The following is a 23,849-nucleotide window of genomic DNA, read 5'->3' as shown; positions in this document are numbered from 1 at the left end:
CACCCACCCCTGCTCCCACGCTCACCCAGCGATCACGCGCTCAACCCCGCCATCACGCGCTCAGCCAGCGATCACCCCCAGCTCCTCACTCACGCGTCCAGTTCCTAGCTGACGCGTCCAGCTCCTCGCTCGCGCACCTTGTGCAGCGCCTCCTGGCTCGGCTTCTCGTCCTCTTCGCGCATGTCGATACGTCCTTGGGCGTGCGCGGGAGCGGGGTGTTTGCGGGCGAACTGTGGCTCGGGGGACTCTTGACTGAATGCTTTCTTTTATAAGATAGTCCCTACCAGTGCCGAGAGTGCTGGGAGGCGCGGATGCGGGTGGCCGAGGCGGTGGCGGGGGTGCTCGCGGCGCATGGCGTTTCGTGCCTGTTCGGGGTGCTCGGCGACGGAAACCTGCCGATCGTGGACGTGCTCGTCCACGAGCACGGGGCCGACTACGTCGCGGCGGCGCGTGAGGACGGGGCCGTGCTCATGGCCGACGGGTACGCGCGGGCCGGTGGACGGCTCGGGGTCGCGACCGTCACGCACGGGCCGGCGCTGACCAATGCGGTGACCGCGCTGACGGAGGCCGCGCGGGCCCGGACGCCGCTGCTGCTCGTCGCCGCCGACACCCGGCCGGGCGATCTGCGCAACCCGCAGGCCATCGACCAGGAGGATGTGGTCCGCCCGACCGGAGCGGGGGTGCAGTGGGTGCACTCGGCGGAGTCGGCCGTGGCGGACGCCGTGCGGGCGGTGCGGCGGGCGTTCACCGAGCGGCGGCCGATCGTGCTGAACGTCCCCACGCCGCTGCTGGATCGCGAGGCCGGGGACGACCCTGGAACGTTCCGTGAAGACCGCACGCCCGCGCCGCCGCCCAGGGCCGAGGAGGTCGCGCGGGTCGCAGAGCTGCTCGGGAAGGCGGAGCGTCCCGTGATCGTGGCCGGACGGGGCGCCATGCACGCGCGGGACGAACTGGTCGCACTCGGCGCGCGGACGGGCGCCCTCCTGGCCACCACGCTGAAGGCCAAGGGCTTCTTCGCCGGTGAGCCGTTCGACGTCGGCGTGTGCGGAGGCTTCGCCACGACGCTCGGACGTGAGCTGATCCGCAAGTCGGACCTGCTCCTGGCGGTCGGCGCCTCCCTGAACTCGTTCACCCTGGACGGCGGCCGGATGCTCGCCGGGAACCCGGTGATCGTGCACAACGACGTCCGCCCCGAAGCGTTCGAGACACCCGCCGACCTGCGCGTCCTGGGCGACGCCGGGGCGCTGGCCGCGATGCTCGCCGAGACGGCCGAACCCAAGACCGGCTGGCGGACGGACGACATCGCGAAACGGCTCGGCGACTACGTCTACGGGTCCGAGTACCCCGACGGCGGCGACGAGACCGGCCTCGACCTGCACACCGTGGTCGCCGCGCTGGAGCGGATGGTCCCGCGCGAGCGGACGGTGGTCGTCGAGGGCGGGCACGCGGCGCTGTCCGAGCCGTCCCGCGGCCTGTCGGTGCCCGACCCGCGGGGGTTCGTGTTCCCGGTGAACTTCGGCTCGATCGGGCTCGGCCTCGCGTCCGCGATCGGCGCGGCGACGGCGCGGCCCGAGCGGGTGACGCTGGCCGTCACCGGGGACGGCGCGCTGATGATGAACCTCGCCGAGCTGGACACGGCGGTGCGCCGCGGCGTTCGGCTCGTGGTCGTCGTCATGAACGACGCCGCGTTCGGCTACGAGTACCACAACATGCTGCACCGCGGCATGGACACCGGCCTGTCGCTGATCCCGCGGCCCGACTTCGCCGCGGTGGCGCGGGCGTTCGGGGCGCGGGCCGCGACCGTCCGGACGCCCGGTGAGCTGGACGACCTGAAGGGACTGATCGCCGACCCGTCCGGCCCGGTGCTCGTCGACGCCCGGTTGACCCGGGCGGTGCGGACCCGGTGGTTCGCCGAGCACGAGAACGGGCTCGATCCCGCGGATCCGGACTTCCGGCCGCGCTACCGGTAAGGAGGCACATGTTCACTCGAATGGACCAGGGCACCCGCGAGCAGTGGCTGCACATCCGCGGGGAGACCCTGAAGACGCAGGAGCGGGCGCCCGAGCGGGTGCTGCCGATGCTGGCCGCGCTCGCGGCGTTCACCGACGGGTACGCGGTCGACCAGCTCCAGCACTCGCTGCAGACGGCGGCGCACGCGGAGGCGGCGGGCGCGGACGACGAGCTGGTCGTCGCGGCGCTGTGCCACGACATGGGCAAGGTGATCTCCACGGCGAACCACGCGGCGGTCGCGGCGGAGATCCTGCGGCCGTACGTGTGCGAGGAGGTCTACCGGATCGTCCACGCGCACCAGACGTTCGAGGCCGCGCACTACGGCGAGCACTTCGGCTGGGACCCGGCCGAGCGCGAGATGTTCAAGGGCGAGCCCTGGTACGCCGACGCGATCCGGTTCGCCGACGAGTGGGACCAGGTCGCGTTCGACCCCGGCTTCGACACGCCGACGCTGGAGCACTTCGCGCCCCGCGTCCGCCGCGTGTTCGGCGGAATCCGGACCATCACCAAATGACCCGGCATCGCCACATGACCCGGCGTCACCGCATGACCCGGAGCATCGCCACATGACGAGAGCGGGGGCGGCCCGCGCCGTGCTGCAGCGGGCTCCGCGCACCCTCGACCTCGTGGAGCTGCCGCTCCCCGACGTCGGCCCCGACGACGCGCTGCTCGCCGTGGAGGCGTGCGGGATCTGCGGGACGGACGTCGAGGAGTACACCGGCGCGCTGCTCGACACGATCGGTCCGACCTCGCCGTTCGTCCCCGGCCATGAGCCGGTCGGGCGGATCGCGGCGATCGGGGCGCGGGCGGCGGCGCGCTGGGGGCTCGCGGAGGGCGACCGGGTCGCGGTCGAGCCGGCGCTGCCGTGCGGGGCGTGCCGGGACTGCCGGTCGGGCCGGTACGTGCTGTGCGCCGGCTGGGAGCACTTCCCGATGAGCTACGGGTTCGTCCCCGCCAAGATCCCGCCCGCGCTGTGGGGCGGGTTCGCCGACCGCATGTACCTGCATCCGAACAGCGTCCTGCACCGGCTGCCGGACGACGTGGACCCGACGGTCGCCGCCACGTTCAACGCGCTCGCCGCCGGCGTCGAGTGGGCGGTCGAGGTGCCCGGCACCCGCGCGGGCGACTGCGTGGTGGTGCTCGGCGCCGGGCAGCGCGGGCTGGCGTGCGTGCTGGCCGCGCGGGCGGCGGGCGCCGACCCGGTGATCGTCACCGGGCTGGCGGCCGACCGGCACAAGCTGGACCTGGCGCTGGAGTTGGGCGCGACGGCCGCCGTGGTGGCCGACGGCGGCGGCGTCCCGGAGCGGATCCGGGCCCTGACCGGCGGCGTCCCCGTGGACGTGGTGGTCGACGTCGCGTCGAACGACCCCACCACCGTGCTGGACGCGATGGCGATCGTCCGGCCCGGCGGGACGGTGGTCCTCGCCGGGCTCAAGAACGGGCGCCCCGTACCGGGCTTCACCAGCGACGACGTGGTCCTGAAGGGGCTGCGCGTGCAGGGCGTCCGGGCGGCGGGGCACGCCTCGTTCCGGCGGGCGGTCGCGCTGATCGCGGCGGGCGACCGGCCGCTGCACCGCCTCGTCACCCACACCTTCGCCCTCCCCGACGCGGCCCGGGCCATCGAGACCCTCGCCGCCCCCGGCGGCGCCTCGGGCGGCGCGGTCAGCGTCGTGATCACACCCGATCCCGTCCCCCCGCCTCCACCCCACCCCTAGGAGGGACCCCATGGCAGGAAACTTCCCGAGGCCGCGCGGCAGAGCGGGCAAGGCCGCGGCGCTGGCGACGGCGCTGCTGCCCGCGCTCGCGGCGGCCGCGTGCGCGTCCGGCTCCGGCTCCGTCCAGGCCGACGACGGCACGATCGTCATCGGCATGGACCAGGACACCTCCGGCGGCGCCGCCGCCTACGCCGGGATCGTCGGCAAGACGATCAAGGACGCGGTCGCCGAGGTCAACGACAAGGGCGGCATCGGCGGCAAGAAGCTCAAGCTGATCGTCAAGAGCGACGACAACGACGCGACGAAGGCGCCGACCGTCGTCCGGCAGCTGCTCAGCCAGGGCGCGCAGGCGATCATCATGAACTCCGGCGGGCAGTCGGTGCTGCAGGTGCAGGCCCTGCTCAAGCAGCAGAAGGTGCCCGCGATCGCGCCGGTGAACATCACGCCCGGGATCGGGGACGGCCCGAACTCGGCCTACACGTACTCGCTCGCGAATCCGACCGAGGACTTCGGGAAGGTCTACGCCGAGGCGTTCACGAAGGCCGGGTACAAGCGGCTCGCCCTGTTCAAGGACGACAGCGCGTCCATCGCCGGGATGGAGAAGGCGCTGATGACCCCGATCAAGGAGGCGGGGATCCAGGTCGTCGCGACGGAGACGGCGCCGGTCGACACCAGCGACGTCACCGCGCAGGTCACCCGGATCAAGCAGGCGAAGCCGGACGCGATGCTCGTCGCGGCGCTCGGCGGGCAGATGGAGGTGCTCGTCCACAACACGGCGCACCAGCTCATCCCGGACGCCGACCGGTTCTCGCTCGCGTCCATCGGCAACCAGCCGGACCTGTGGAAGCAGGCCAAGCCCGGCGCGCTCGACAAGCTCGTCTTCGTCGGGTCGATCACGCAGGAGAACGAGAAGACGGCGGCGCTGGCGAAGTTCCTGTCCGGCAAGCGCGGCGGCGCGGTCAGCGTGACGGCCTACGACGCGCAGGCGTACGACGCGATCGGGATGCTCGCGAAGGCGATCGAGCAGGCCGGGTCGAAGCCGGACGGCGAGGCCATCAACACGGGCCTGGAGAAGGTGTCCGGGTACCCGTCGTCCTTCGGGCAGAAGGGCTACACCCTGTCGTTCAAGCCGGGCAAGCACAGCGGCACCGATGGGCTCTGCGGCCTGATCCTCATGCAGTTCGAGAACAGCCAGCCGGGTCGGCAGTGGCCGGTGTACCAGCCGGCCTGCGGCTGACAGATGGGAGGAACCGTGACATTGGACGTCGGGCCTCGCCCCGCGCCGCGGCCGGTCGCCGGAGGCGCCGCCGAGTGGACGCCCCGGGTGATGCCGCCGATCGGCAGGGACCTCGACGACCGGCAGAAGCTGGCGTGCGCGTTCCGCATCCTCGGGCGGTCGGGGTTCAGCGAGAACATCGCGGGCCACATCACCGTCCGGGTGGACGGCACCGAGGACCTGCTGATCAACCCGTGGGGCCTGTGGTGGGAGGAGATCTCCGCGTCCGACATCTGCCGGGTGTCGCCGGACGCGGAGGTCCTCGACGGCAAGTGGGACGTCACCCCCGCCATCCACATCCACACCGAGCTGCACCGCCGCCGCCCCGAGGTGCGGGCCGTGGTGCACAACCACCCGTACTACGCGACGGTGCTCGCGGCGCTCGGCGTCCTGCCGGAGTTCCTGCACCAGACCGGGTCGATGTTCGACGGCGACCTGGCCTTCGTGGACGAGTACACCGGCGAGGTCGCCACCGCCGACCTCGGCGCCGACCTCGCCGACCGGATCGGCGACAAGTCGGTGGTGCTGCTCGCCAACCACGGCGTCATCGTGACCGGCCCGTCGGTGGAGGAGGCGACGTACCGGTCCGCGACCCTCGACCGGCAGTGCCGGCTGATGTACGACGTGCTGGTCTCGGGTCGCGATCACACGCTCGTGGCCCCTAGCCTGCGACGCAGCATGAAGGCGTCGCTCCTCGAACGCGGAACCGACTTCTTCTGGAACGGGGCGGTGCGCGCACTGCTCCGCGACCACCCGGAGGTGGTGGACTGATGAGCATCAACATCGACGACCTCGCCGCCAACACGAGCTTCACGACCGGCGGCAAGGGCGCCGAGGGGCCCACCTGGCTGCCGGAGCCCGAGCGGCGCGACCGCAAGTACACCGTCATCTCCGTGGACGACCACATCGTGGAGCCGCCGAACACGTTCGAGGGGCGCCTGCCGGCGAAGTTCGCCGACCGTGCGCCGAAGGTCGTGGAGCGCGACGGCGGCGCCGAGGTGTGGGTGTACGACGGGCAGGACTTCCCGAACGTCGGCTTCAACGCGGTCGTCGGGCGTCCCGTGTCGGAGTACAGCTTCGAGCCGTCCCGGTTCGACGAGATGCGGCGCGGCGCCTGGGACATCCACCACCGCATCAAGGACATGGACCTCGCCGGCATCTACGCGTCGCTGAACTTCCCGTCGTTCCTGCCGGGGTTCGCGGGGCAGCGGCTCCAGCTCACCACGTCCGACAACGAGCTCGCGCTGGCGTCCGTGCGGGCCTGGAACGACTGGCACCTGGAGGAATGGGCCGGCTCCTACCCGGACCGGATCATCCCGTGCCAGATCCCGTGGCTGCTCGACCCCGAACTCGGCGCGGAGGAGATCCGCCGCAACGCCGAGCGCGGCTTCAAGGCGGTGACGTTCTCCGAGGCGCCGCAGAAGCTCGGGCTGCCGTCCCTGCACACCGGGTACTGGGACCCGATCATGCGGGCGTGCGCGGAGACGGGCACGGTCGTGAACCTGCACATCGGGTCGTCGGGGACGTCCCCGGCGACCGCCGACGACGCCCCGCCGGACACGGTCGGCGTGCTGTTCTTCGGGTACGCGATGTTCGCCGCCGTCGACTGGCTGTACTCGCTGCTGCCCGTCCGCTACCCGGACCTGAAGATCTGCCTGAGCGAGGGCGGCATCGGCTGGGTCGCCGGGCTCATGGACCGGCTCGACCACATGCTCAGCTACCACGACATGTACGGGACGTGGACGAAGGACATCGGCCTCACCCCGGCGGAGGTCCTCAAGCGCAACTTCTGGTTCTGCGCCGTCGAGGACCAGTCGTCGTTCGCGCTGCGCGACCGCATCGGCGTGGAGAACATCCTGCTGGAGAGCGACTACCCGCACTGCGACTCGACGTGGCCGGACACCCAGGCGGTCATCGAGTCGGAGATCGGCGGGCTGCCCGAGGCGGACGTGCGCCGCTTCACCTGGCAGAACGCGGCGGAGCTGTACCGGCACCCCGTCCCGGCCGAGGTCCAGGCCGACCCGAACGCGTTCTGATGACAGTCATGCGCTCGTCGGGCACCGGTGCCTCCGGGGAGTACGACCCGTTCTCCCCGGAGGTGCTGGAGGCCCCGGCCCCCGCACACCGCGCGCTGCGGGAGAAGTGCCCGGTGCACCACCACGCCGGGTTCGGCGACGGCGGCTTCTACACGCTGTCGCGGCACGCCGACGTCGCCGCGTTCTTCGACGACTGGGGCCTCTGGTCGTCGGAGTGGGGCCAGGGCCCGATCTACGTGCGGGAGGGCGGGCTGAAGTCCGACCCGCCGGAGCACACCGTCTACCGGAAGCTGGTGACCTCGGCGTTCACGGCCCGCCGCACCGCCGCGCTGGAGGACTGGATCACCGCGACCGCCGCCGGCCTGGTCGACGGCTTCGCCGCGGACGGCCGCGCCGACCTGTGCGAGGCGTTCGCGGTGCCGCTGCCCGTCCTGGTGATCGCGAAGATCCTGGGTGTGCCGTCCGCCGACCGGGCCGACTTCAAGGCGTGGTCGGACCAGTTCATGGCCGGGCAGAACGCCGCCGACCCGGCCGTCCAGGGCGCCGCCCGAGCCAAGATCGACGCCTACTTCGGCGGGATCCTGGCGGAGCGCCGCGAGACCCTGGCCGCCGGCGGGCCCGAGGCGCTGCCGGACGACCTGCTCACCGCCCTCCTCACCGCCGAGAACGACGGCCGCCCGTTCACCGACGAGGAGTTGCTGCCGCTCATCCTGCTGCTCCTAGTAGGAGGCAACGAGACGACAACGTCACTCATAGCGAACGCGGTGTGGCGCCTTCTAGACCTCGGCCTCTGGGAGGACGTCCGAGCGAATCCCGACCTGGTGGACGCGGCCGTGGAGGAGAGCCTCCGCTACGACCCACCCGTCCTCGGCCTGTACCGCACCAATACACGACCGGTCGTCTTGCATGGCGTGGAGATCCCGGAGAACTCCAAGGTGCAGGGCCTCTACGCGTCCGCCAACAGAGACCCTGACGCGTGGGAAGACCCCGACACGTTCCGCCTAGACCGTGACCTGAACGACCTGCGCCGACGGCACCTCTCCTTCGGCGTGGGCCAGTACTTCTGCCCCGGCGCGGCACTCGCCCGCCTGGAAGCGCGCATCTCTCTGCGTCTCCTAGGCGAGCGCTTGCCCGCCCTACGCCTGGACGGCGAGCCGACCCGCGTCGACTCGTTCATGATGTGGGGGCCGTCTTCGCTGCCGCTCGCCTGGTCTGTGTGACCAGTTCAGGCGCTGTGACTAGTTCAGGACGTGGCACTGGGCCGCGGTCAGGTGACGCCGCGCGGCGCGCTCGGCGCCCGCGGCGTCACCGTCCGCGATCAGCTTGATCAGCCGGTGGTGCGCCCGCACCCCGTCGGAGCGCTGGTCGAGCCCGGGGAACTCGCCGCGCCCGGCGGCGGCGCCCGCCCACTCCTGCTCGGCGGTGGTCCAGAGCCGTTCGAGCGCGCCCACCGCGACCGCCATCGCGGCGTTCCCGCACCCGAACACGAGCTGCGCGTGGAACTCCCGCGCCGCCCGCACGAACCCGATCAGGTCGTCCAGGTTGGCCTCGACGTCCCGCTGCGCCGCCTCCAGCGCCGGGATCACGCTGGTCGCCCGGTCGGGACGCTCGGCGCACAGCCCCGCGCACACCGGTTCGAGCCGCACCAGCGCGACCGCGATGTCATCTGGCGCCGACTGCCGGGACCGCAGCACGAGGTCGATGGCCTGCGCGGCCGTCTCCGTCCGCGGCACGTGCACGACCGCGCCGCCCTTGTTGCCGCGCAGCACGGTGATGAGGCCCTCGGACTCCAGGATCCGGAGCGCCTCCCGCATGGACGGCTTGCTGACCCCGAACTCGGCGAGCAGGTCGTCCTGCGGGCCGATGATCTCGCCGTCCGCCAGCTCGCCGCTGACGATGCGCTCGCGCAGGACGGAGGCGACCATGTCGGCGAGCCGGGGCTGCCGGATGCGCGCCGGGCGCGTTCCGTTCACCATTCCCCCGGTGATGAGTGAGATGGGCCGAACGGCCCTTAACATCTAAATCTTAGCATCTGCAAAGGGAGCAACTGTGCCGGACGAACCGCTGCACCGGGTGACGTTCCGCCTGTCGTACGGCGACTGCGATCCCGCCGGGATCGTCTACTACGCCAACTACCAGCGCTGGATGGAACGCACCCACACCGAGTGGTGGTTCCTGCGGGGCCTCCGCTTCGACGAACTCCCGTCCCGCCTCGGCGTCGCCGTCGTCACCCGCGCCGCGTCCGCCGAGTACGAGCGCACCATCACCCTCTTCGACCAGGTCGAATGCCGCCTCTACGCGTCCCGCGTGGGCCGCACGTCGTTCACGATGCGCGGCGACTTCATCTGCGAGGACGGCACGCGAGCCAGCACGGCCACCCTCACCCTCGTCTGCGTGGACCCGGACGTCCCGGAGAAGGCCGTCCCGGTGCCACCTCCCATGCGCGATCTCCTCGAAGCCGCTATGTGATCCTCCAGGTGACTCCGTGGGTGGCGAGGGCGTCCAGGAACGAAGCCGCCGAAAGCACCTCGGCAGGCGCCCTGACCCCGGCGGGACCGTCGAGCCTGAGCGTGCCCTCGGCGGCGATCGCCGCGGTCGTGCCGTCCGTGTCGAAGCCCTGGGCGATCCCTGTGGCGCGGCGGCCGTCCGGGGTCGTGGCCACCACGACGACCGTCCACCGCTGCGCCTGCCGGGCGACGGCGTCCGGGCCCTCCGGGAACGCGTTGACGGCCTCCTCGGGCACGGTCGCGCCGGAGAACCGCGCGGCCAGATCGGCTTCGACGAACCCCTGGACGTTCTCGACCCGGACGTGCCGGGGGATGCTGGCGATCTCCGGCAGCGCGAACCTGGACATCGCCACGGCGCCCTGGCCGGGGAACTCCAGTTCGGCGAGCCGGGGCGGGGCATCAGCGCGCCAGTCGCCGCCCTCGTAGGCGAGACCGCCGGACTTGACGACGTCCGCCGTCCCGAGGAGCGACCGCATCGAACCACGGGACATCCCTCCGCCGCCGACCGCGGAGTGCCCGGTCAGGACCTCGTCCAGCGGCCCGCCGCCGAGCTGATCGGCCAGGAGGCGGGCGAGGAGGTCTCCGGGAACGCCGCCGTCGGTCATCGCAGGCGTGATGATCACTCCCGCGCGCCGCGCGTCCTCCGAACAACCGTCATAGACGCTCTTGATGTGGAGCTGCTCGCCCGAGGTGTCGACGTAGTGGCACCCGGCGGCGATGGCGGCGCGGACGACGGTCGTCCCCGCCGGAGTGAACGGCCCCGCGCAGTTGACGACCGCGTCCACGCCCCGGAAGGCGGCGACGAGCTCGTCATGGTCGATCCCGGCGGTACGGGTCTCACGGCCCGCGCCGACGGCGGCGAGCCGCTCGGCGTTACGCCCGACCAGGACGACCTCGGCATCGCGCCGCTCCAGCTCGTCGAGGACGAGCCGCCCCTGGTAGCCGTACGCGCCGTAGATTGCGATCTTCTTCATGGGTCCGAAGCTAGGGGCCCGGTATGAGACTGTGAATAATCCACAATCTCCCTTAGATACGTGAGCGTCTCAGATGGACGTGCTCAGTGACGTGATCGCCTCCGTCCGGACGGGGCGGCCGCATTCGGCCCGGTCCGCCAAGCGGGCGCCCTGGGGCGGCTGGTTCCACGCCTCGCCCGCCGCCGGGTTCCATGTGATGCTCGCCGGGACGGGCTGGCTGATGCCGCCGACCGGCGAGCCGGTGCCGGTCAGCCCCGGCGACGTGGTGTTCCTGCCCCAGGGCAGCCCCCACGGCCTGACCGACGACCCGTCCAGGCCGCTGCAGTCCTACGAGCGGATCGCCCTGAACGAGGTGACCGCCCACGACGACGAGGACGCGGACGCAGTCACACTCTGCGGGGCCTACCGCACAGACCGGGCGCGCTCACACCCGCTCTTGGACGACCTCCCCGAGATCATCCATCTCCCCGCCGGGACCGGCCGGCATCCACACCTCCGGGCCGCGATCGACCTGCTCGCCGCCGAGCTGGAACGTCCCGGCCCCGGCACAGACGCCGCCGTCCCGGCCCTGCTCGACACGCTGCTGCTCTTCATCCTGCGTGCCTGGTACGAGGACCAGCCGGGCACCGGATGGGCCGGCGCCCTCGGCGACCCCGGCGTCAGCGCGGCGCTGCGCGCCATGCACGACGACATCGCGAGGCCCTGGACGGTCGAGGAACTGGGCAAAACCGCGGGCCTGTCCAGAGCCGCATTCGCACGCCGTTTCACGACCCTGGTCGGACGCCCCCCACTCGGTTACCTCACCTGGTGGCGCCTGACAACGGCAGCGCGCATCCTGACCCGCGAAGACGTCCCCCTGGCCGCGATCGCAAAACGCGTCGGATACGCCTCGGAGTACGCCTTCGCCAACGCCTTCAAACGAGAGTTCGGCACACCCCCAGGCCGCTACCGCACCCACCACCGCTGAACAAACGGTGGTAAATCCATCGCTACCAAGATGTGACAACTCCACGGCGCCCTCCGGCTTACGATCTTGGTTCGGAAACCTTTCATGCACTGTTTCGGAGAGGGCGGGGATCGTGAATCGTTTAGGAAGATGGAGGGCGGTACTTGTCGCGTTGGCGGCCGTCATGCTCGCATTCTCGGGGCTGGCGTCACCGGCCGTCGCCGAAGTGTCGCCCACCGCTTGCGGTCCGTGGCTCAAAGCACTGGATCTGCCGAGCGAGAAAATCCCTTCGGGGGGAGAGGCACAGGGCGTCCTGAAGGTGAACTGCCCGTCGCCGGTTCCGCTCGTCGTGTCGCTGACATCCGCGGACACGTCCTGGGTGAGCGTGCCGGAAACGGTCGTGGTGCCGGCGGGAGCGACCGAGGCGGCCTTCCCGATCCGGACGCACCAGCCGGACTACATCGACCGTTACCTCCCCGTCGCACTGACGGCGAAGCTGCGCGGCCAGACGTTGACGCAACCGGTCACCCTCCAACCCGGACTGAGGTCCGTCGACTTCGGCGGCCGTTCGACGTTCTTCAGCGGCGACATGATCTATATGTCCGTCGGTATCAAGGGAACGGCGCCCGAGGGCGGGACGGTCGTCTCGTTGGAGAGCGACAACCCGGCTCTGAAGCTTCCGGCCAGCATCACGATTCCCAGCGGTGCCCTCGGCATGGGCGTTCCGCGCGTGACGAGCACGCGCATTCCTGCGGATGCGGACGTCACCGTGACCGCCAAGCTCGCCGGCCAGACTCTCAGTACCACCATCAAACTGCTCGCGTGGAACTACGATCCCGGCGACTGGAGCTTCACCGGTCCGGCCGAGACGTACGGCGGGTCCTACTACAACATGACCCTGGACCTGCCGAACCCCGTGCCGCACGGTGGGATCACGGTCACCTTCAGTTCCGACAATCCGAAGCTCCGGTACCCGCCCAGTCCTCGGCAGTACCCGGAGGGCTACACCGGAGCGTCTCGGGTCGAGGTCTCGATGCCGTCCAATATCGACGGCGACGTGACCATCACGGCGAATATCGAAGGAGTTGGAACGCGGAGTCACACTGTCCGCGTGCATCCCGGTCTCGTCGGGTTCGATACCGAGCTGATGACCATCACGGGCGGGGAGCCTTTCGTGGGCACAGTCCGCCTCGGGACTGCCACGAGCGTGCCGATCACCATCCAGCTCGAGAGCAGCGACCCGGTCGTCCAACTCCCCGCTGAGGTGACCATCCCGGCGGGCCAGTCCTCGGTCACCGTCCAAGGAACGACGTCGGTGGTGAGCGACTTCGCGTACTCCACCCTCACAGCGCGACTTCCGGACGGCAATTTCTGGGAGACCACCCTGTTCTTGGATCCCCCGTCCTGACCGCTCACCGGCCTTCGGACCTCCTGCTAGTCCAGGAGATCCGAAGGCCGAACACGGCAAGGGCGCCTGCCGCCGAGCATGTCCTGCGTCAGTCGACGACCGCCGCAACGGCCTCGATCTCCACCAGCTGGTCGTGATAGCCGAGGACGGTCACGCCCATCAGGGTGCTGGGCACGTCGTGGTCACCGAACGCGTCGCGGACGACCTGCCAGGCCGTCACCAGGTCCTCCTGGCGGGTGGACGCGACGAGGACGCGCGTGCTGATGACGTCCTGCAGTGAGGCACCGGCGTCCGCAAGGGCGGTCCGGAGATTGTCGATGCACTTGGCCGCCTGCCCCGCGTAGTCGCCAATCGCGGCCGTGGAGCCGTCCGCGTTGAGCGGGCACGACCCCGCGAGGAAGATGAGCCGCGCGTCGGCCGGCGCGGTGGCCGCGTACGCGTACTCGGCGACGTCCGAGAGCGACGCGGAACGGATCAAGGTGACGGCACGGGCCATGAGGACTCCTCTAGAGATGATCAACGGTCCCGCGATCGTCTCAGTGAAGAGGCAACGCCCTCACCTGCTTTTTGGCCCCGCTCGCCGTCTGCGACGGGATGCGTGCCAAGCAGTCACCTCGGCGGTGGCCTCCTTCTGCGATGACGTGACGGTGATGTGGCTCTCCGCGTCTGGCAAGCCAAGACGGCATTGCCAGGTGCTTGCTCAAGCCCACTGCCGAGGATGAACGTGGTATCCCGTGCCGTGTTGGGGCACCCGCGACCAGGGAGTGCGGAATGGCGCTGCGTTTCCTCGGCAAAGATCCGGACAGCAAGGACGGCGACTCGCCTTCACTTTGGTACGACGACGATGACGGCAGCGTGGTGGTGCAGGGATGGAGGGAAGGCGCCCCTGCGGTGGTGGCGGAGCTCCTGGAGACCTCCGGTCGGGACCGCATTCCGCCGGACGAGGACGTGGTCCGGATCCCGGGCCGTCTTCTACCACTGCTCAGGGAGTTGGTGAATGAGCGCGACCCCCACGCCTGCTGACCTTCTGGCTTCCGCCCGGGTCAGCGCCGTCCACCTTGAGATGCGCGACGTCTATGCGGTGGACCGGGAGGACGAGGAGTTCAAGGCATGGAAGGCGGGATACCGGGATGACCCTGGCGACCCTGCGTCCTGGTGGAGACCGTGGCTCACTCTCGTCCAGGAGGTGACCGCGCGCGGTGTTCGGCTCCGCCGGGCGCGCATCGTTTCCGAACCGGTGAGCGAGTACATCCGGTTCGAGTACGACGGCACGTTCACCAACGTGTACGCGGGTGAGCAGGTCCGCTGGCTGCCCCGGCGGCAGGCGGTCGACCTCTGCCTGCCGGGCACCGACTTCTGGTTGTTCGATGCGGAGTTGGTCCTGTGGAACCACTTCGACGGCGACGGGCGGCCGCAGCCGAAGGAGACCACCAAGGCCCCGGCCGTGGTCGAACTCTGCTCGTCGGCGTTCGAAGCTGTATGGGAGCGCGGTATCGACCATGCGGACTATCGGCCAGGCTGACACGCCATAGATTTCCGCCGTGTCCACCACGTCACCCTCGTCCAGCGCGCACGACGCCCGGCAGGCACTGGCCGATCGCCTGCGAGAGATTCGACTCGACGCGGGTCTGACCGGTCGCGCCCTTGCGGCTGCCGCCGGCTGGGACCGCACGAAGGTCAGCAAGATCGAGCATGCCGCCCGTGCCCCCAACACGCAGGACATCCGCATCTGGTGCGAGGTGTGCGGGGCTGACGACCAAGCGTCCGACCTCATCGCGACGCTGCGGGCCGTCGAGGGCGCGTTCGTCGAGTGGAGGCGTTTGCAGCGGTCGGGACTTCGGCGCCTGCAGGAGTCCCGCATGCCGTTGTACGAACGGACGCGACTCTTCCGGATCTACGAGCCCGGCATCGTCCCGGGACTGTTGCAGACCTCCGGGTACGTCCGGGCGGTGCTCAGCAAGATCGGCACATTCCGGGGGACGCCGACCGCCGATCTCGATGACGCCGTGGCCGCGCGCATCGCGCGGCAGCGGGTGCTGAGCGAAGGCGATCACCGGTTCGCCTTCCTCATGGAGGAATCGGCATTGTGGGTTCGGTTGGGTGGAGCAGAGGTGCTGGCCGACCAGCTCGCACACCTTCTCCAGGTGACGAAACTGCCGAGCGTGTCGCTGGGGGTGATTCCGGCGGCCGCCGATCGAGAATTCTGGCCGGTCGAGGGCTTTTGGATGTTCGACTGGGAGCGCGTCTCGGTCGAGACCGTGACCGGGCGGCTGACGATCACCCGTCCCACCGAGATCGCCCAGTACGCTGCCGCCTTCATGGAGCTCACCGGGTCGGCCGTCACGGGCGCGGCCGCCCGTGAGTTGATCACTAGAGTGCGCGATGCGCTGGTCTGACGGCCGTGCCACACATTGCCACACCCATGCAGTTCATGGAGTCCGCTGACTTAGCGTAGTTGTCAACGCGCAACGCGTTGAGAAGCGGGAAGTTCGAATGGGCTCGCACGAGGACAAGAAAGACAAGGACGGCCAGTGGGAGAAGCCGATCCCCCCTGCGGAGAGGGGCGACCCGAAAGGCGGAGGCAGGCACGAGAAGGGGGGCAAGTAGGTGGCCGACGCGGCGGAGTTCTCCGCCCGGCTGATCGGCGTACTCACCGAGGCCGGCGACCTGGTTCCGGAGTGGCGCGGACCGTTCGAAGCGGTCGCCAGGCACCGGTTCGTCCCTGACACGGTGTGGGTCGAGGACGGCGACCTTCTGGTGCCGGTGGACCGGGCGGACGACGAGGCCGCGTGGCTGAAGCTGTGCTACGCCAACGAGGCAGTGATCACGCAGGTTGACGACGGCGTCCCGTCCTTGCCGGGGCGGGTCGGCCGCGAGATCACCAGTTCGGCCAGCCGCCCCGACGTCGTCGCGCGGATGCTCGCGGCCCTGGAGGTCGAACCGGGAATGAACGTGCTGGAGATCGGCACGGGCACGGGGTGGAATGCCGCGCTCCTGGCCGAACGGATCGGAGCCGACCGGGTCACATCGGTGGAGGTGGACGCGGCGGTGGCCGAGCGTGCCCGCCGTGCCCTGCGGGCCGCGGGTCACGAACTCACGGTCGCGGTCGGCGACGGCGCACTGGGCCACCCGGCGTCGGGGCCGTTCGACCGGGTCATCGCAACGGCGTCGGCCGACCGGGTGCCGCACGCTTGGGCGGAGCAGACACGTCCGGGCGGTCGGGTCCTGGTGCCATGGACCACTGACTTCCACAACGGCGCGCTGGTGTCCTTCGTGGTGTCACCGGATGCCACCATGCGAGGCCGGATCGTCGGGAACGTGGCGTTCATGCGCCTGCGAGCCCAGCGCGGCAAGCGCGCCTCACTGGACCGGGACGTGGACGAGGCGGTCGAGGCCCGCAGGTCGTCCACGCACACGCACCCCTACTCCGTGCTGGGCGAGTATCACGCGTCGCTGGCGATCGGACTGAAGGTGCCGCACTGCAAACTGATCGTCACCCACCACGACGGCGGCGCGTACACGGTGTGGCTGGTCGATCCGTGGTCGGGTTCATGGGCCCGCGCGGACGTCGAGCCGGGTGCGGCGGAGTTCCCAGTCCGGCAGTTCGGCGACCGCGACCTGTGGCAGGAGGTAGAAGACGCCTACCACTGGTGGGACGCCCTCGACCGACCCACCGCCGACCGCTGGGGCCTGACCGTCACCCCCGCCGACCAGTACGTCTGGCTCGACACCGAAGAACACCGAATCGACCGGTAGGCCCAAGCGCACGCCCCCAACCACTGCGGGCAGATCGGCTACCGGCGGTAGGCGGACCACGTGCGGGCGGCTGCGGCCATCGCGACGAGCCATGTGGCGGCCGGACGCCGGTCGGCGAGCGTGGTGTACATGGACGCGTTGGCGTCGGCGAAAGCGTCGATCGCCGCCGGGTCGCCCCCCTTCCATGCAGGGCAGCCCGACACCCATCCCTCAGCCTGTTCCGGGCTGTGTCCGGACGCGACGAGCTGGAGCACCAGAAGCGCCGGGTCGATGAAGGCGGCGCCGCGTGTAGGCCACGCCCAGTCGACCGCCCATACCCGGTGTCCAATGAGGATGTTCGAGGGATGGATGTCGGTGTAGAGCAGGGCGTCGCCCTGGAACAGGTCGGGCCGATCGGTGTACCGGTCCCAGCGGGTCTCGTGCCAGTCGGCTGCGATGTCGGGCAGCGGCAGAGCGCCGATGCGGGTGAGGACGTCCACGACGGCTGGAAGGTCAGACGAGCCGGGCGCGAAGTCGGCGTGGCGGCCGTCAACGGCCTCGAACCCGAGCGCCAGCCATTCGGGGCTCTCGGACTGCCATTGCACGGCCGGGGAGATCGGGTGGACGTGCGGGTTGATGAGACCTTCCCGGACCAGGGACTCGCGTCGGCCGCCGGGGCGGTTGCGGACCGCCTTGACGAACCATTCGCCTTTCTCTCCGGTCACCAGGGCGGTGAGGTCCGAGGAGAAGCCGCGCTCGGTCCGCTCGACGCCGACCAGGGCACCGGTGTGCGGGTGCAGCACCTCGGCGAGTCCATCCGGCGCGGGAAGGTCACTCAACGGGATCCCCTGTCATGCCTTCGGGCCGCACAGAAGCCCCGGACTCGAAGAGGCCGGGGCTCCCTACACGATCGGGCTAACGCTTCAGGGATGTCAGGAGGGCAGCGAACTCGGCACGCCGCATGACCAGCTTCGGGCCGTCAGGGTCCTTGGAGTCGCGGACGCCCACGCCCTCCGGGAGAGCCGCCAGTTCTACGCACTCGCCTCCGGTAGAAGTCGAGCGAGTGGACTTCCGCCAGACGGGCCTGCTCGCTTCCACGTCTTGCCTCCTGATGACCGGGATGTCAGTGCTTCAAGGTTGCGAGAAGCGCAACGAACTCGGCGCGGGCGACCAGGAGTTTCGGGCCGTCGGGGTTCTTGCTGTCGCGGATGCCGATCGTCCCCGTGAGGTTGGCGACCTCGATGCACTCGCCTCCGTTGCCTCCGCTGTGGCTGGACTTGCGCCACTGGGCGTTCAGGTCTTCCATCGTTCTTCCGCCGTTCTGCGAATCAGGTCTCTCGACATGCCCGTGGGGAGCGCCAACGAGCGGATCTCTCGAAGCGCCCGGCGCATTGCTCCCACGTCCTCGCTGTCCTCCATGGTGAAGCCGCGAGCGAAGCATTCGACATAGGCGACTTCCCGAAGGTCCTCAAGCGTCGCGATCGTGAACGAGCCGATGCTACCGAGGTGATCACCCCGCATGGGGACGACCTGGATGGACAGGTTTGAGCTGGACATCTCGACCAGGTGGTTCAGTTGGTCGTACATGATCTGCGGGTTGCCGACCTCACGCTGAAGGACGGCTTCGTCTATGAGGAACGAGCAACCGGGCGGGGCCGGTTCCACCCGGGAAAGGATGTCTTGCCGCCTCATCCGGGCCTCTACGGCCTCTTCGTCGCCGTACAGCAGGACGTTGGCGTACTCCGGAATCTGCAGCAGGCCATGGACCAGGCCGAGGCTGTAGGAGACCAGCTCCACGGCCGCCTCTTCGAGGCTCACCCAGTCGAACCACACTGGGAAGGCCGAGTCTTTCACCAAGTCATCCCACAGGGCGACCAGCTCGCCGTCCGCCTCGAAGACTTTGTCCATGGCTTCGGCGAACTCACGGGTGCAGCGGGTCCGACCGGTCTCGATCGCTCCGATGTACTGCGGGGTGACGCCTTCGCCGTCCCGAGCCCTGCGGGCGAGGCTCTCCTGACTCCAGCCCTTTGCCTCGCGGAATCGGCGGAGCCGGCGACCGAACGGGAGGAGGGCCGGACTTACCTTGGCCCTGTAACGGCGCGGTGTCATAGCGTCATCGTCCCTCAACCGGGACTCAACCGGCTAGCAAGTCGGGTGAACTCGCGGGTGCAGACTTGTCTTGCTCCACCTGCGCTTTGTTACGCTCCGCGCCTGCCTGGTGGCTGAATGGTGGCCGTTTCAATCCCGGAGACGTTAGGTCACAGCCATGGCAACAACAGCGCTCGCCCCAGAGGCTCCGTCCACGCTCGTCCTCGATCCAGACAGCGAAGCTCCCGGCCTCGCGCGGAGGTGGCTGGGGGAGCGGTTCGCCGAGTGGGGGATCGCGGACGACTACGTGGGCCGGCTCGTGGTGTGCGAGTTGGTCACCAACAGCTACCTGCACGGGAAGGGGCAGATCGTCGTTCGGGTGTTCCGGGACGGGCGTGACGGCCGTCCCGTCGTGGAGGTGCGGGACGACGGGGAAGGGCGGCCGGAGATCCAGCCGGAGAACTACGCCGCCTCCTCCGGACGGGGGCTGCTGCTGGTGGCCGAACTCGTCCACGACTGGGGTGTCCGGCCGCTCGACGAGGGTGGCAAGGTCACGTGGGCCAAGCTTCGCTGAGCGGGCGATGGACGAGCGCGTGATGCTGCTGCTGGTTCAGCACCTCTTCCCGGAGTGGACGATCGGGCGGGACGGGCACGGGATCTGGCGGGCCGTCGGACGCTCCCTTGTCTCGGCGACTGAGCTGGACGGGCTGCTGGACGCGCTTGGCCGGGCTGATCCCGATGCTGTTCGGCGTGCCGTTCTGGTGCTGACCGAGTGCGGATGAGCGCTGGTCAGGGGGTGAGGCGGGTGCGGATGTCTTCGCGTAGGGCGCCCTTGGCCACCTTGCCGCCGGAGGAGCGGGGGAGGGCGTCCAGGACGATGAGGTGTTCCGGGTGCCATTCGCGGGAGACGCCTCGGTCGGTGAGGTGGGCGGTCAGGTCTTCCAGGGTGAGCTTTGTGCCCGGGTGCAGTTCGGCGTAGACGCAGACTCGTTCGCCGAAGACTTCGTCCGGCATCGCCACGGCGGCGGCCAGGGCTACTGAGGGGTGGGTGCCCACCTCTTCTTCTACGGCGGCTGCGCTGATGTTCTTGCCGCCTCGGATGATCAGGTCGCTGAGGCGGCCCACCACGCGGAGGTAGCCGTCGTCGTCGATCTCGACTATGTCGGCCATGAGCATCCAGCCGTCGGGGGTGTAGAGCGCCTTGTTCGCCTCGGGGTCGTCGTAGTAGCCGGGGCAGGTCGCCGGGCCCTTGCAGGCCGGTTGGCCTGGGCGGCCCGAGCCGGTGATGTCGGAGCCGTCGGACGGGTCGAAGAGGCGCACCCGCATTTCGGGGATGACGCGGCCGGCGGTGCGGAGGCGGTGTTCGCGGGTGTCGGTCAGGCTCGTGTGGCTGAGGGCGCCCGTTTCGTTCGAGCCGTAGAACTGCAGGACCTTCGCGCCCGTCGTCTCCTCGAACCGGGCCGCCCGGTCGTAGGGGACGGCCTCGCCGCCGGTGAACATGCAGCGCAGGGACGACAGGTCGCGTTCGCGTTCGGCCTGGGCGTTGAGCAGCATGATGAACTGCGTGCTCACGCAGTGCAGGACGGTCACTCGGTGCCGTTCGATCAGGTCGAGCGCGGTGTGCGCGTCGAACTTCTCCATGAGGACGGTCGGGACGCCCAGCGCGGCGGGGGAGAAGTGCGCCGTCCAGAGGCCGAAGCCGAACGGGGACGGGACGGCGCCCATGAAGACGTCGGACGGGTTCAGGTCTCCGGCGCGGCGGGCCAGTTCGTGGAAGTAGAACCAGCGGTTCTGCGTGTGGGTCACGCATTTCGGCAGGCCCGTCGTGCCGGACGTCGAGTTCAGGATGGACAGGTCGTCCGGGCCCAGGGCGCGGCCGGTGATGTCGCCGGGGCGCGGGGCGGCGGGGACGCCCAGGCGGTCGATGACGATGTGCCGGTCGAGGGGGAGGTCGTCCGCGCGTAGGGCCTCTACCAGGGCGGAGGCTGGTTCGTTGCGGTGGGTCGCGAGGGTTATGAGGGCGCGGGAGCCGGTGCGTTCCAGGAGGTGGCGCAGCTCGCGGCGGCCCGCTCGGGCGCCCACGCCGACCAGGACGAGGCCGGCCTTCTCCGCCGCCACGGCGGCGACGTGCCAGGCCGGGCCGTCGGGGAGGAGGACGGCGACGCGGTCGCCGGGCGGTAGGCCGAGGGAGGCCAAGTGGCGGGCGAGGGTCGTCGAGTTCCGCTCGTACTCGGCCCACGTGAGGGTTTCGCCCGGCGTCGTGTAGGCGGTGGCGGCGGGGCGCTCGGCCGCGTGGCGGCGGACGTGGTCGGCGACGGTCGTCGTGCCCCACCATCCGGCCGCCCGGTACTCCTCGGCGGTCGCCGCGTCGAACGGACTGGTCACAGCTGCCTCCCCGGTCTCCCAAGCTGCCCCGAAGTTATCATTGTCATAGCTTTCTTTTAAACATAAGATCCCACAGAAGCAGCTCAGAAGGAGCGGGATGTCTGCGCAACTGTGGGTCTCCGTCGTCCAGATCGGGTGCTTCTTCGGACTGGTGGCCCTCGGCTACTACCTGGTCCTCGAAGGAGCCGACTTCTTCAACTTCGCGCTCGGGCCGTTCGCGATGTTCTCCGGCCTCACGGCGTCCTGGCTGATGGCGAAGCAGGGCTGGCCGCTCGGCTTCGCGGCCGTGCTCGGCATCGCGATCGCCGCCGTGCTCGCGGTCGTCACCGAGATCGCGCTGGTGCGGCCGATCGACGCGCGCACCGGCGGCGGCGAACTGCCGTCCCTCATCGCCGTGGTCGCGGTGCTGTTCGCGGTCGAGCAGCTCGCGGGCACGCTGTTCGGGCGCCAGCTCATGCCGGGCCGGTCGTGGCTGCCGGGCTTCGACCTCGACCTCGGCTTCGTCACCGTGGACGGGCAGACGCTCGTCCTCGTCGCCTGCACGCTCGTCTCGTTCACCGGCGTGTGGGTGTGGACGCGCAAGTCCAAGTACGGCCGCATCCTGCGCGCCGTCGGCAGCAACCGGGAGGCGGCGCGCACCCTCGGGATGCCGGTCGGACGGGTGCGGCTGGTCGCGTTCGCGCTCGCCGGCCTCGTCGTCGGGCTCGCCGGGCAGCTGTTCTCCGCGAAGGCGGGGGTGAGCTTCCAGTCCGGCTTCGGGTGGGCGCTGTCGGGGTTCCTCGCCCTCGTCATCGGCGGGACGGGCTCGGTGTGGGCGCCGCTGGCCGGCGGGCTCCTGCTGGCGCTCGCCCAGACGTTCGTCCCCTACTACCTGGGCAGCGCCTCGCTCGACTACGCGGTTCTCGCGGTGGCCATCCTGTTCTTCGCCCTGCGGCCCAATGGGCTGTTCGTTCGGAAGGTTCGCGTATGAGTGCGGTATCGGTGCAGAAGGGGGCGGCCGGGTCGCTCGGGTGGGTCCGGTCGGCGGAGACGGCGCGCATCCTCGGCACGCTGGTGCTGACGCTCGGCGTCATCGCCTGGGCGGGCGGCGACCTGTTCCGGCAGGACCTCGCGCTGCTCGGCGCGACGTACGCGCTGCTGGCGCTCGGCATGTACCTGCCGTTCAATCTGGCGGGCGCGCTGTCGCTGGCCTACAGCGCCTACGTCGCGATCGGCGGGTACGCGGTCGGGCTCGTCGCGACGAAGACCGGCTGGCCGCTGCCCGTCGCGTACCTGCTCGGCGCCATCGCGTCCGCCGTGCTCGCGGTCGCGCTCGGGTTCGCGACGCGGCGGCTGTCCGGCTTCTACCTCGCGGCCGTGACGCTGCTGTTCGGCATGGCGTTCCAGAGCTTCCTGCTGGACGCGAAAGACCTCACCGGCGGCGCGCTCGGCATCGGCTCCATCCGCCCCCTCACCTTCTTCGGGACGGAGCTGGACCGGCGGACGTTCATCGCCCTCACCCTGCTGGTCGTGTGGATCACGGCGGTCGCCGTCGACCGGATCCGCCGGTCCCCGTTCGGCGTCGCGCTGCAGAGCTCGCGGGACGTCCCGGCGGCGGTCGAGGCGGCCGGGATCGGCGTCCCGGCGCTGCGGCTGACCGTGCTCGGCGCGGGCGCGGCGATCGCGTCCGTCGGCGGCGGGCTGTTCACCACCGCCAACCAGACGATCGGGCCGGACACCTTCACCCTGCACCTGGTCATGCTGGCGATCTTCATGCCGCTGCTCGGCGGGCAGGGGTCGGCGTGGGGCGCGGTGCTGGGCGCGGTCCTGGTCGTGGAGCTGACGTTCAACCTGCAGATCTTCGAGCGCGCCGGGTCGCTGATCTTCGGGGTGGCGGTGCTGGCGGTCCTGCTGATCGCGCCGCGCGGCATCCTGGGCTATGCCGGGCAGGGCGCCCGGCTGCTGCGCGGCCTGCTCACGCGTACGGGAGGGACACGATGACCGGCACCTTTCTCCTCGAAGGCCGCGGGCTCGGGAAGAGCTTCGGCGGGGTCCACGCGGTCGACGGCGTCGACCTGCGGCTGTCCGGCGGCGAGGTGCTCGGCCTGATCGGGCCGAACGGCGCCGGGAAGACGACGCTGGTGGACCTGCTCGACGGCGCCCAGCCCGCCGACCGGGGCACGCTCACGATCCGGGGCCGCAAGCTCAGCGGGCCGCCGTCGCGGCGGGCCCGCGCCGGGCTCGCGCGGACGTTCCAGCACCCGCACCTCGCGCACGACCTGACCGTCCGGGAGAACATCCTGCTCGGCGCCGCCGCGCGCAGGCTCGCCGGGGTCGGCGGGCTCATCGCGGGGCTCGCCGCGGGCGCGGTCCGGCCGGCCGGGGCCCGGTTCGAGGGGACGCTGCGGCATGTCGCCGAGTCCCTCGAACTCGGCGACCTGAGCCGCCGCTGCGGCGACCTCACGCTCGGCGAGCAGCGGCTCGTCGAGGTCGCGCGGGCGCTCGCGCAGGACCCGTCGGTGCTGCTGCTGGACGAGCCGTTCGCGGGCGCCGACGCCAACGGCATCGCGGCGATCTCGGCGGCGGTCCGGAAGGTGCGCGCGGCGGGCTGCGGGATCATCCTCGTCGACCACAACGTGGACATCGTCGCGTCCCTGGTCGACCGGATCATGCTGCTGCGCTCCGGCACGGTGGTGTTCGACGGCGACCCGGCCGAGTGCCTGGCGAGCCCTGAAATGCAGGACGTCTACTTCGGAACCGGTGGTGAGACCGTTGCCCACTAACAAGCGA

The 23,849-nt window shown here is 70.4% G+C and carries 27 protein-coding genes; 19 read left to right on the top strand and 8 right to left on the bottom strand.

What is annotated here, in order from left to right:
• Window positions 1-311 precede the first annotated feature (311 nt).
• From ACGFI1_RS30975 to ACGFI1_RS30945, 7 genes are read left to right on the top strand one after another with little or no spacing between them, the layout of a single operon-like run.
• Window positions 312-1,970, top strand: coding sequence for a thiamine pyrophosphate-binding protein (locus ACGFI1_RS30975; RefSeq protein WP_392790463.1), 1,659 nt, complete (start codon window positions 312-314; stop codon window positions 1,968-1,970).
• Between the two features lie 8 nt (window positions 1,971-1,978).
• Window positions 1,979-2,524: an HD domain-containing protein gene (locus tag ACGFI1_RS30970; protein ID WP_392790460.1), complete on the top strand. Its 546-nt coding sequence runs from the start codon at window positions 1,979-1,981 to the stop codon at window positions 2,522-2,524.
• Window positions 2,525-2,576: 52 nt separating this feature from the next.
• Window positions 2,577-3,725 (top strand): zinc-dependent alcohol dehydrogenase, encoded by a 1,149-nt coding sequence (locus tag ACGFI1_RS30965; protein WP_392790457.1) that lies wholly within the window; start codon window positions 2,577-2,579, stop codon window positions 3,723-3,725.
• Between the two features lie 10 nt (window positions 3,726-3,735).
• Window positions 3,736-4,962, top strand: coding sequence for an ABC transporter substrate-binding protein (locus tag ACGFI1_RS30960; protein ID WP_392790454.1), 1,227 nt, complete (start codon window positions 3,736-3,738; stop codon window positions 4,960-4,962).
• Between the two features lie 15 nt (window positions 4,963-4,977).
• Window positions 4,978-5,772, top strand: a complete 795-nt coding sequence (locus ACGFI1_RS30955) for a class II aldolase/adducin family protein (protein ID WP_387076156.1) — start codon at window positions 4,978-4,980, stop codon at window positions 5,770-5,772.
• Complete coding sequence (locus ACGFI1_RS30950; RefSeq protein WP_301175676.1) at window positions 5,772-7,037, top strand: amidohydrolase family protein; 1,266 nt, start codon at window positions 5,772-5,774, stop codon at window positions 7,035-7,037. The genes ACGFI1_RS30955 and ACGFI1_RS30950 overlap by 1 nt, the downstream gene beginning before the upstream one ends.
• A gap of 8 nt (window positions 7,038-7,045) precedes the next feature.
• Window positions 7,046-8,257 carry a cytochrome P450 gene (locus tag ACGFI1_RS30945; RefSeq protein ID WP_392790450.1) on the top strand — a complete coding sequence of 404 codons (1,212 nt, stop codon included), beginning with the start codon at window positions 7,046-7,048 and terminating at the stop codon, window positions 8,255-8,257.
• A gap of 18 nt (window positions 8,258-8,275) precedes the next feature.
• On the opposite strand, the gene ACGFI1_RS30940 is transcribed toward ACGFI1_RS30945, so the two are convergent.
• Entirely contained in the window at window positions 8,276-9,013 is a 738-nt protein-coding gene (locus ACGFI1_RS30940; protein WP_138635844.1) for a FadR/GntR family transcriptional regulator, read from the bottom strand.
• Window positions 9,014-9,086: 73 nt separating this feature from the next.
• Between ACGFI1_RS30940 and ACGFI1_RS30935 the strand changes: the two genes are divergently transcribed.
• Complete coding sequence (locus ACGFI1_RS30935; RefSeq protein ID WP_392790448.1) at window positions 9,087-9,506, top strand: acyl-CoA thioesterase; 420 nt, start codon at window positions 9,087-9,089, stop codon at window positions 9,504-9,506.
• Here ACGFI1_RS30935 and ACGFI1_RS30930 read toward each other — a convergent pair.
• The gene (locus tag ACGFI1_RS30930) at window positions 9,499-10,518 is read right to left on the bottom strand and encodes a saccharopine dehydrogenase NADP-binding domain-containing protein (RefSeq protein WP_392790446.1); all 1,020 of its coding nucleotides are present in this window, start codon (window positions 10,516-10,518) and stop codon (window positions 9,499-9,501) included. The two genes, ACGFI1_RS30935 and ACGFI1_RS30930, sit on opposite strands and share 8 nt — an antisense overlap.
• A gap of 73 nt (window positions 10,519-10,591) precedes the next feature.
• Here ACGFI1_RS30930 and ACGFI1_RS30925 point away from each other — a divergent pair, with 73 nt between their 5' ends.
• Both ACGFI1_RS30925 and ACGFI1_RS30920 read left to right on the top strand, forming a co-directional pair.
• Window positions 10,592-11,485, top strand: coding sequence for an AraC family transcriptional regulator (locus ACGFI1_RS30925; protein WP_392790444.1), 894 nt, complete (start codon window positions 10,592-10,594; stop codon window positions 11,483-11,485).
• Between the two features lie 163 nt (window positions 11,486-11,648).
• Window positions 11,649-12,872: a hypothetical protein gene (locus ACGFI1_RS30920; RefSeq protein WP_392790442.1), complete on the top strand. Its 1,224-nt coding sequence runs from the start codon at window positions 11,649-11,651 to the stop codon at window positions 12,870-12,872.
• Window positions 12,873-12,960: 88 nt separating this feature from the next.
• On the opposite strand, the gene ACGFI1_RS30915 is transcribed toward ACGFI1_RS30920, so the two are convergent.
• The gene (locus ACGFI1_RS30915; RefSeq protein WP_392790440.1) at window positions 12,961-13,368 is read right to left on the bottom strand and encodes a RidA family protein; all 408 of its coding nucleotides are present in this window, start codon (window positions 13,366-13,368) and stop codon (window positions 12,961-12,963) included.
• A 275-nt stretch (window positions 13,369-13,643) separates the two neighbouring features.
• Here ACGFI1_RS30915 and ACGFI1_RS30910 point away from each other — a divergent pair, with 275 nt between their 5' ends.
• The 4 genes from ACGFI1_RS30910 (at window position 13,644) to ACGFI1_RS30895 (ending at window position 16,628) form a co-directional block, all read left to right on the top strand.
• The gene (locus tag ACGFI1_RS30910) at window positions 13,644-13,895 is read left to right on the top strand and encodes a hypothetical protein (protein ID WP_392790437.1); all 252 of its coding nucleotides are present in this window, start codon (window positions 13,644-13,646) and stop codon (window positions 13,893-13,895) included.
• Window positions 13,870-14,394 (top strand): DUF6879 family protein, encoded by a 525-nt coding sequence (locus ACGFI1_RS30905; RefSeq protein WP_364544265.1) that lies wholly within the window; start codon window positions 13,870-13,872, stop codon window positions 14,392-14,394. The genes ACGFI1_RS30910 and ACGFI1_RS30905 overlap by 26 nt, the downstream gene beginning before the upstream one ends.
• 19 nt (window positions 14,395-14,413) lie before the next feature.
• Window positions 14,414-15,268, top strand: a complete 855-nt coding sequence (locus tag ACGFI1_RS30900; protein WP_392790434.1) for a helix-turn-helix domain-containing protein — start codon at window positions 14,414-14,416, stop codon at window positions 15,266-15,268.
• 211 nt (window positions 15,269-15,479) lie between these two features.
• Window positions 15,480-16,628: a methyltransferase domain-containing protein gene (locus ACGFI1_RS30895; RefSeq protein WP_392790432.1), complete on the top strand. Its 1,149-nt coding sequence runs from the start codon at window positions 15,480-15,482 to the stop codon at window positions 16,626-16,628.
• Between the two features lie 38 nt (window positions 16,629-16,666).
• On the opposite strand, the gene ACGFI1_RS30890 is transcribed toward ACGFI1_RS30895, so the two are convergent.
• From ACGFI1_RS30890 to ACGFI1_RS30875, 4 genes are all read right to left on the bottom strand, one after another.
• Window positions 16,667-17,446, bottom strand: a complete 780-nt coding sequence (locus tag ACGFI1_RS30890; RefSeq protein ID WP_392790430.1) for a protein kinase — start codon at window positions 17,444-17,446, stop codon at window positions 16,667-16,669.
• 76 nt (window positions 17,447-17,522) lie between these two features.
• Window positions 17,523-17,705, bottom strand: coding sequence for a DUF397 domain-containing protein (locus ACGFI1_RS30885; protein ID WP_392790428.1), 183 nt, complete (start codon window positions 17,703-17,705; stop codon window positions 17,523-17,525).
• A 25-nt stretch (window positions 17,706-17,730) separates the two neighbouring features.
• Complete coding sequence (locus ACGFI1_RS30880; RefSeq protein WP_138635852.1) at window positions 17,731-17,913, bottom strand: DUF397 domain-containing protein; 183 nt, start codon at window positions 17,911-17,913, stop codon at window positions 17,731-17,733.
• Window positions 17,901-18,716: a helix-turn-helix domain-containing protein gene (locus tag ACGFI1_RS30875; RefSeq protein ID WP_392790426.1), complete on the bottom strand. Its 816-nt coding sequence runs from the start codon at window positions 18,714-18,716 to the stop codon at window positions 17,901-17,903. The genes ACGFI1_RS30880 and ACGFI1_RS30875 overlap by 13 nt, the downstream gene beginning before the upstream one ends.
• 157 nt (window positions 18,717-18,873) lie before the next feature.
• Here ACGFI1_RS30875 and ACGFI1_RS30870 point away from each other — a divergent pair, with 157 nt between their 5' ends.
• Together ACGFI1_RS30870 and ACGFI1_RS30865 are read left to right on the top strand one after the other, a co-directional pair.
• The gene (locus tag ACGFI1_RS30870) at window positions 18,874-19,269 is read left to right on the top strand and encodes an ATP-binding protein (RefSeq protein ID WP_392790424.1); all 396 of its coding nucleotides are present in this window, start codon (window positions 18,874-18,876) and stop codon (window positions 19,267-19,269) included.
• Window positions 19,270-19,276: 7 nt separating this feature from the next.
• Entirely contained in the window at window positions 19,277-19,477 is a 201-nt protein-coding gene (locus tag ACGFI1_RS30865) for a hypothetical protein (protein ID WP_392790421.1), read from the top strand.
• A 7-nt stretch (window positions 19,478-19,484) separates the two neighbouring features.
• Here ACGFI1_RS30865 and ACGFI1_RS30860 read toward each other — a convergent pair whose 3' ends face one another.
• On the bottom strand, window positions 19,485-21,080 hold the full coding sequence (locus ACGFI1_RS30860; protein WP_392790419.1) for a class I adenylate-forming enzyme family protein: 1,596 nt from the start codon (window positions 21,078-21,080) through the stop codon (window positions 19,485-19,487).
• 97 nt (window positions 21,081-21,177) lie between these two features.
• Between ACGFI1_RS30860 and ACGFI1_RS30855 the strand changes: the two genes are divergently transcribed.
• The 3 genes from ACGFI1_RS30855 to ACGFI1_RS30845 are packed head-to-tail and all read left to right on the top strand — an operon-like array spanning window position 21,178 to window position 23,842.
• Window positions 21,178-22,050, top strand: coding sequence for a branched-chain amino acid ABC transporter permease (locus ACGFI1_RS30855; protein WP_138635857.1), 873 nt, complete (start codon window positions 21,178-21,180; stop codon window positions 22,048-22,050).
• Window positions 22,047-23,060 (top strand): branched-chain amino acid ABC transporter permease, encoded by a 1,014-nt coding sequence (locus ACGFI1_RS30850; protein ID WP_364544240.1) that lies wholly within the window; start codon window positions 22,047-22,049, stop codon window positions 23,058-23,060. Before ACGFI1_RS30855 ends, ACGFI1_RS30850 begins: the two co-directional genes overlap by 4 nt.
• On the top strand, window positions 23,057-23,842 hold the full coding sequence (locus ACGFI1_RS30845) for an ABC transporter ATP-binding protein (RefSeq protein WP_392790415.1): 786 nt from the start codon (window positions 23,057-23,059) through the stop codon (window positions 23,840-23,842). Before ACGFI1_RS30850 ends, ACGFI1_RS30845 begins: the two co-directional genes overlap by 4 nt.
• The last annotated feature ends 7 nt before the right edge of the window (window positions 23,843-23,849 follow it).

The organism is Actinomadura geliboluensis (assembly GCF_043197915.1).
Taxonomy (GTDB): Bacteria; Actinomycetota; Actinomycetes; order Streptosporangiales; family Streptosporangiaceae; genus Spirillospora; species Spirillospora geliboluensis.
The sequence above is the reverse complement of the archived record's forward strand: the minus strand, read 5'-3'. Positions and strand labels throughout refer to the sequence as shown.

What these genes read in the sequence shown, in the direction of transcription:
- ACGFI1_RS30945 (WP_392790450.1), top strand. Translation starts at nt 7,046, where the DNA reads ATGCGCTCGTCGGGCACCGGTGCCTCCGGGGAGTACGACCCGTTCTCC.
- ACGFI1_RS30925 (WP_392790444.1), top strand. Translation starts at nt 10,592, where the DNA reads ATGGACGTGCTCAGTGACGTGATCGCCTCCGTCCGGACGGGGCGGCCG.
- ACGFI1_RS30930 (WP_392790446.1), bottom strand. Translation starts at nt 10,518, where the DNA reads ATGAAGAAGATCGCAATCTACGGCGCGTACGGCTACCAGGGGCGGCTC.
- ACGFI1_RS30960 (WP_392790454.1), top strand. Translation starts at nt 3,736, where the DNA reads ATGGCAGGAAACTTCCCGAGGCCGCGCGGCAGAGCGGGCAAGGCCGCG.
- ACGFI1_RS30850 (WP_364544240.1), top strand. Translation starts at nt 22,047, where the DNA reads ATGAGTGCGGTATCGGTGCAGAAGGGGGCGGCCGGGTCGCTCGGGTGG.
- ACGFI1_RS30875 (WP_392790426.1), bottom strand. Translation starts at nt 18,716, where the DNA reads ATGACACCGCGCCGTTACAGGGCCAAGGTAAGTCCGGCCCTCCTCCCG.
- ACGFI1_RS30845 (WP_392790415.1), top strand. Translation starts at nt 23,057, where the DNA reads ATGACCGGCACCTTTCTCCTCGAAGGCCGCGGGCTCGGGAAGAGCTTC.
- ACGFI1_RS30965 (WP_392790457.1), top strand. Translation starts at nt 2,577, where the DNA reads ATGACGAGAGCGGGGGCGGCCCGCGCCGTGCTGCAGCGGGCTCCGCGC.
- ACGFI1_RS30905 (WP_364544265.1), top strand. Translation starts at nt 13,870, where the DNA reads ATGAGCGCGACCCCCACGCCTGCTGACCTTCTGGCTTCCGCCCGGGTC.
- ACGFI1_RS30910 (WP_392790437.1), top strand. Translation starts at nt 13,644, where the DNA reads ATGGCGCTGCGTTTCCTCGGCAAAGATCCGGACAGCAAGGACGGCGAC.
- ACGFI1_RS30920 (WP_392790442.1), top strand. Translation starts at nt 11,649, where the DNA reads ATGCTCGCATTCTCGGGGCTGGCGTCACCGGCCGTCGCCGAAGTGTCG.
- ACGFI1_RS30970 (WP_392790460.1), top strand. Translation starts at nt 1,979, where the DNA reads ATGTTCACTCGAATGGACCAGGGCACCCGCGAGCAGTGGCTGCACATC.
- ACGFI1_RS30865 (WP_392790421.1), top strand. Translation starts at nt 19,277, where the DNA reads ATGGACGAGCGCGTGATGCTGCTGCTGGTTCAGCACCTCTTCCCGGAG.
- ACGFI1_RS30880 (WP_138635852.1), bottom strand. Translation starts at nt 17,913, where the DNA reads ATGGAAGACCTGAACGCCCAGTGGCGCAAGTCCAGCCACAGCGGAGGC.
- ACGFI1_RS30975 (WP_392790463.1), top strand. Translation starts at nt 312, where the DNA reads ATGCGGGTGGCCGAGGCGGTGGCGGGGGTGCTCGCGGCGCATGGCGTT.
- ACGFI1_RS30940 (WP_138635844.1), bottom strand. Translation starts at nt 9,013, where the DNA reads ATGGTGAACGGAACGCGCCCGGCGCGCATCCGGCAGCCCCGGCTCGCC.
- ACGFI1_RS30870 (WP_392790424.1), top strand. Translation starts at nt 18,874, where the DNA reads ATGGCAACAACAGCGCTCGCCCCAGAGGCTCCGTCCACGCTCGTCCTC.
- ACGFI1_RS30915 (WP_392790440.1), bottom strand. Translation starts at nt 13,368, where the DNA reads ATGGCCCGTGCCGTCACCTTGATCCGTTCCGCGTCGCTCTCGGACGTC.
- ACGFI1_RS30950 (WP_301175676.1), top strand. Translation starts at nt 5,772, where the DNA reads ATGAGCATCAACATCGACGACCTCGCCGCCAACACGAGCTTCACGACC.
- ACGFI1_RS30855 (WP_138635857.1), top strand. Translation starts at nt 21,178, where the DNA reads ATGTCTGCGCAACTGTGGGTCTCCGTCGTCCAGATCGGGTGCTTCTTC.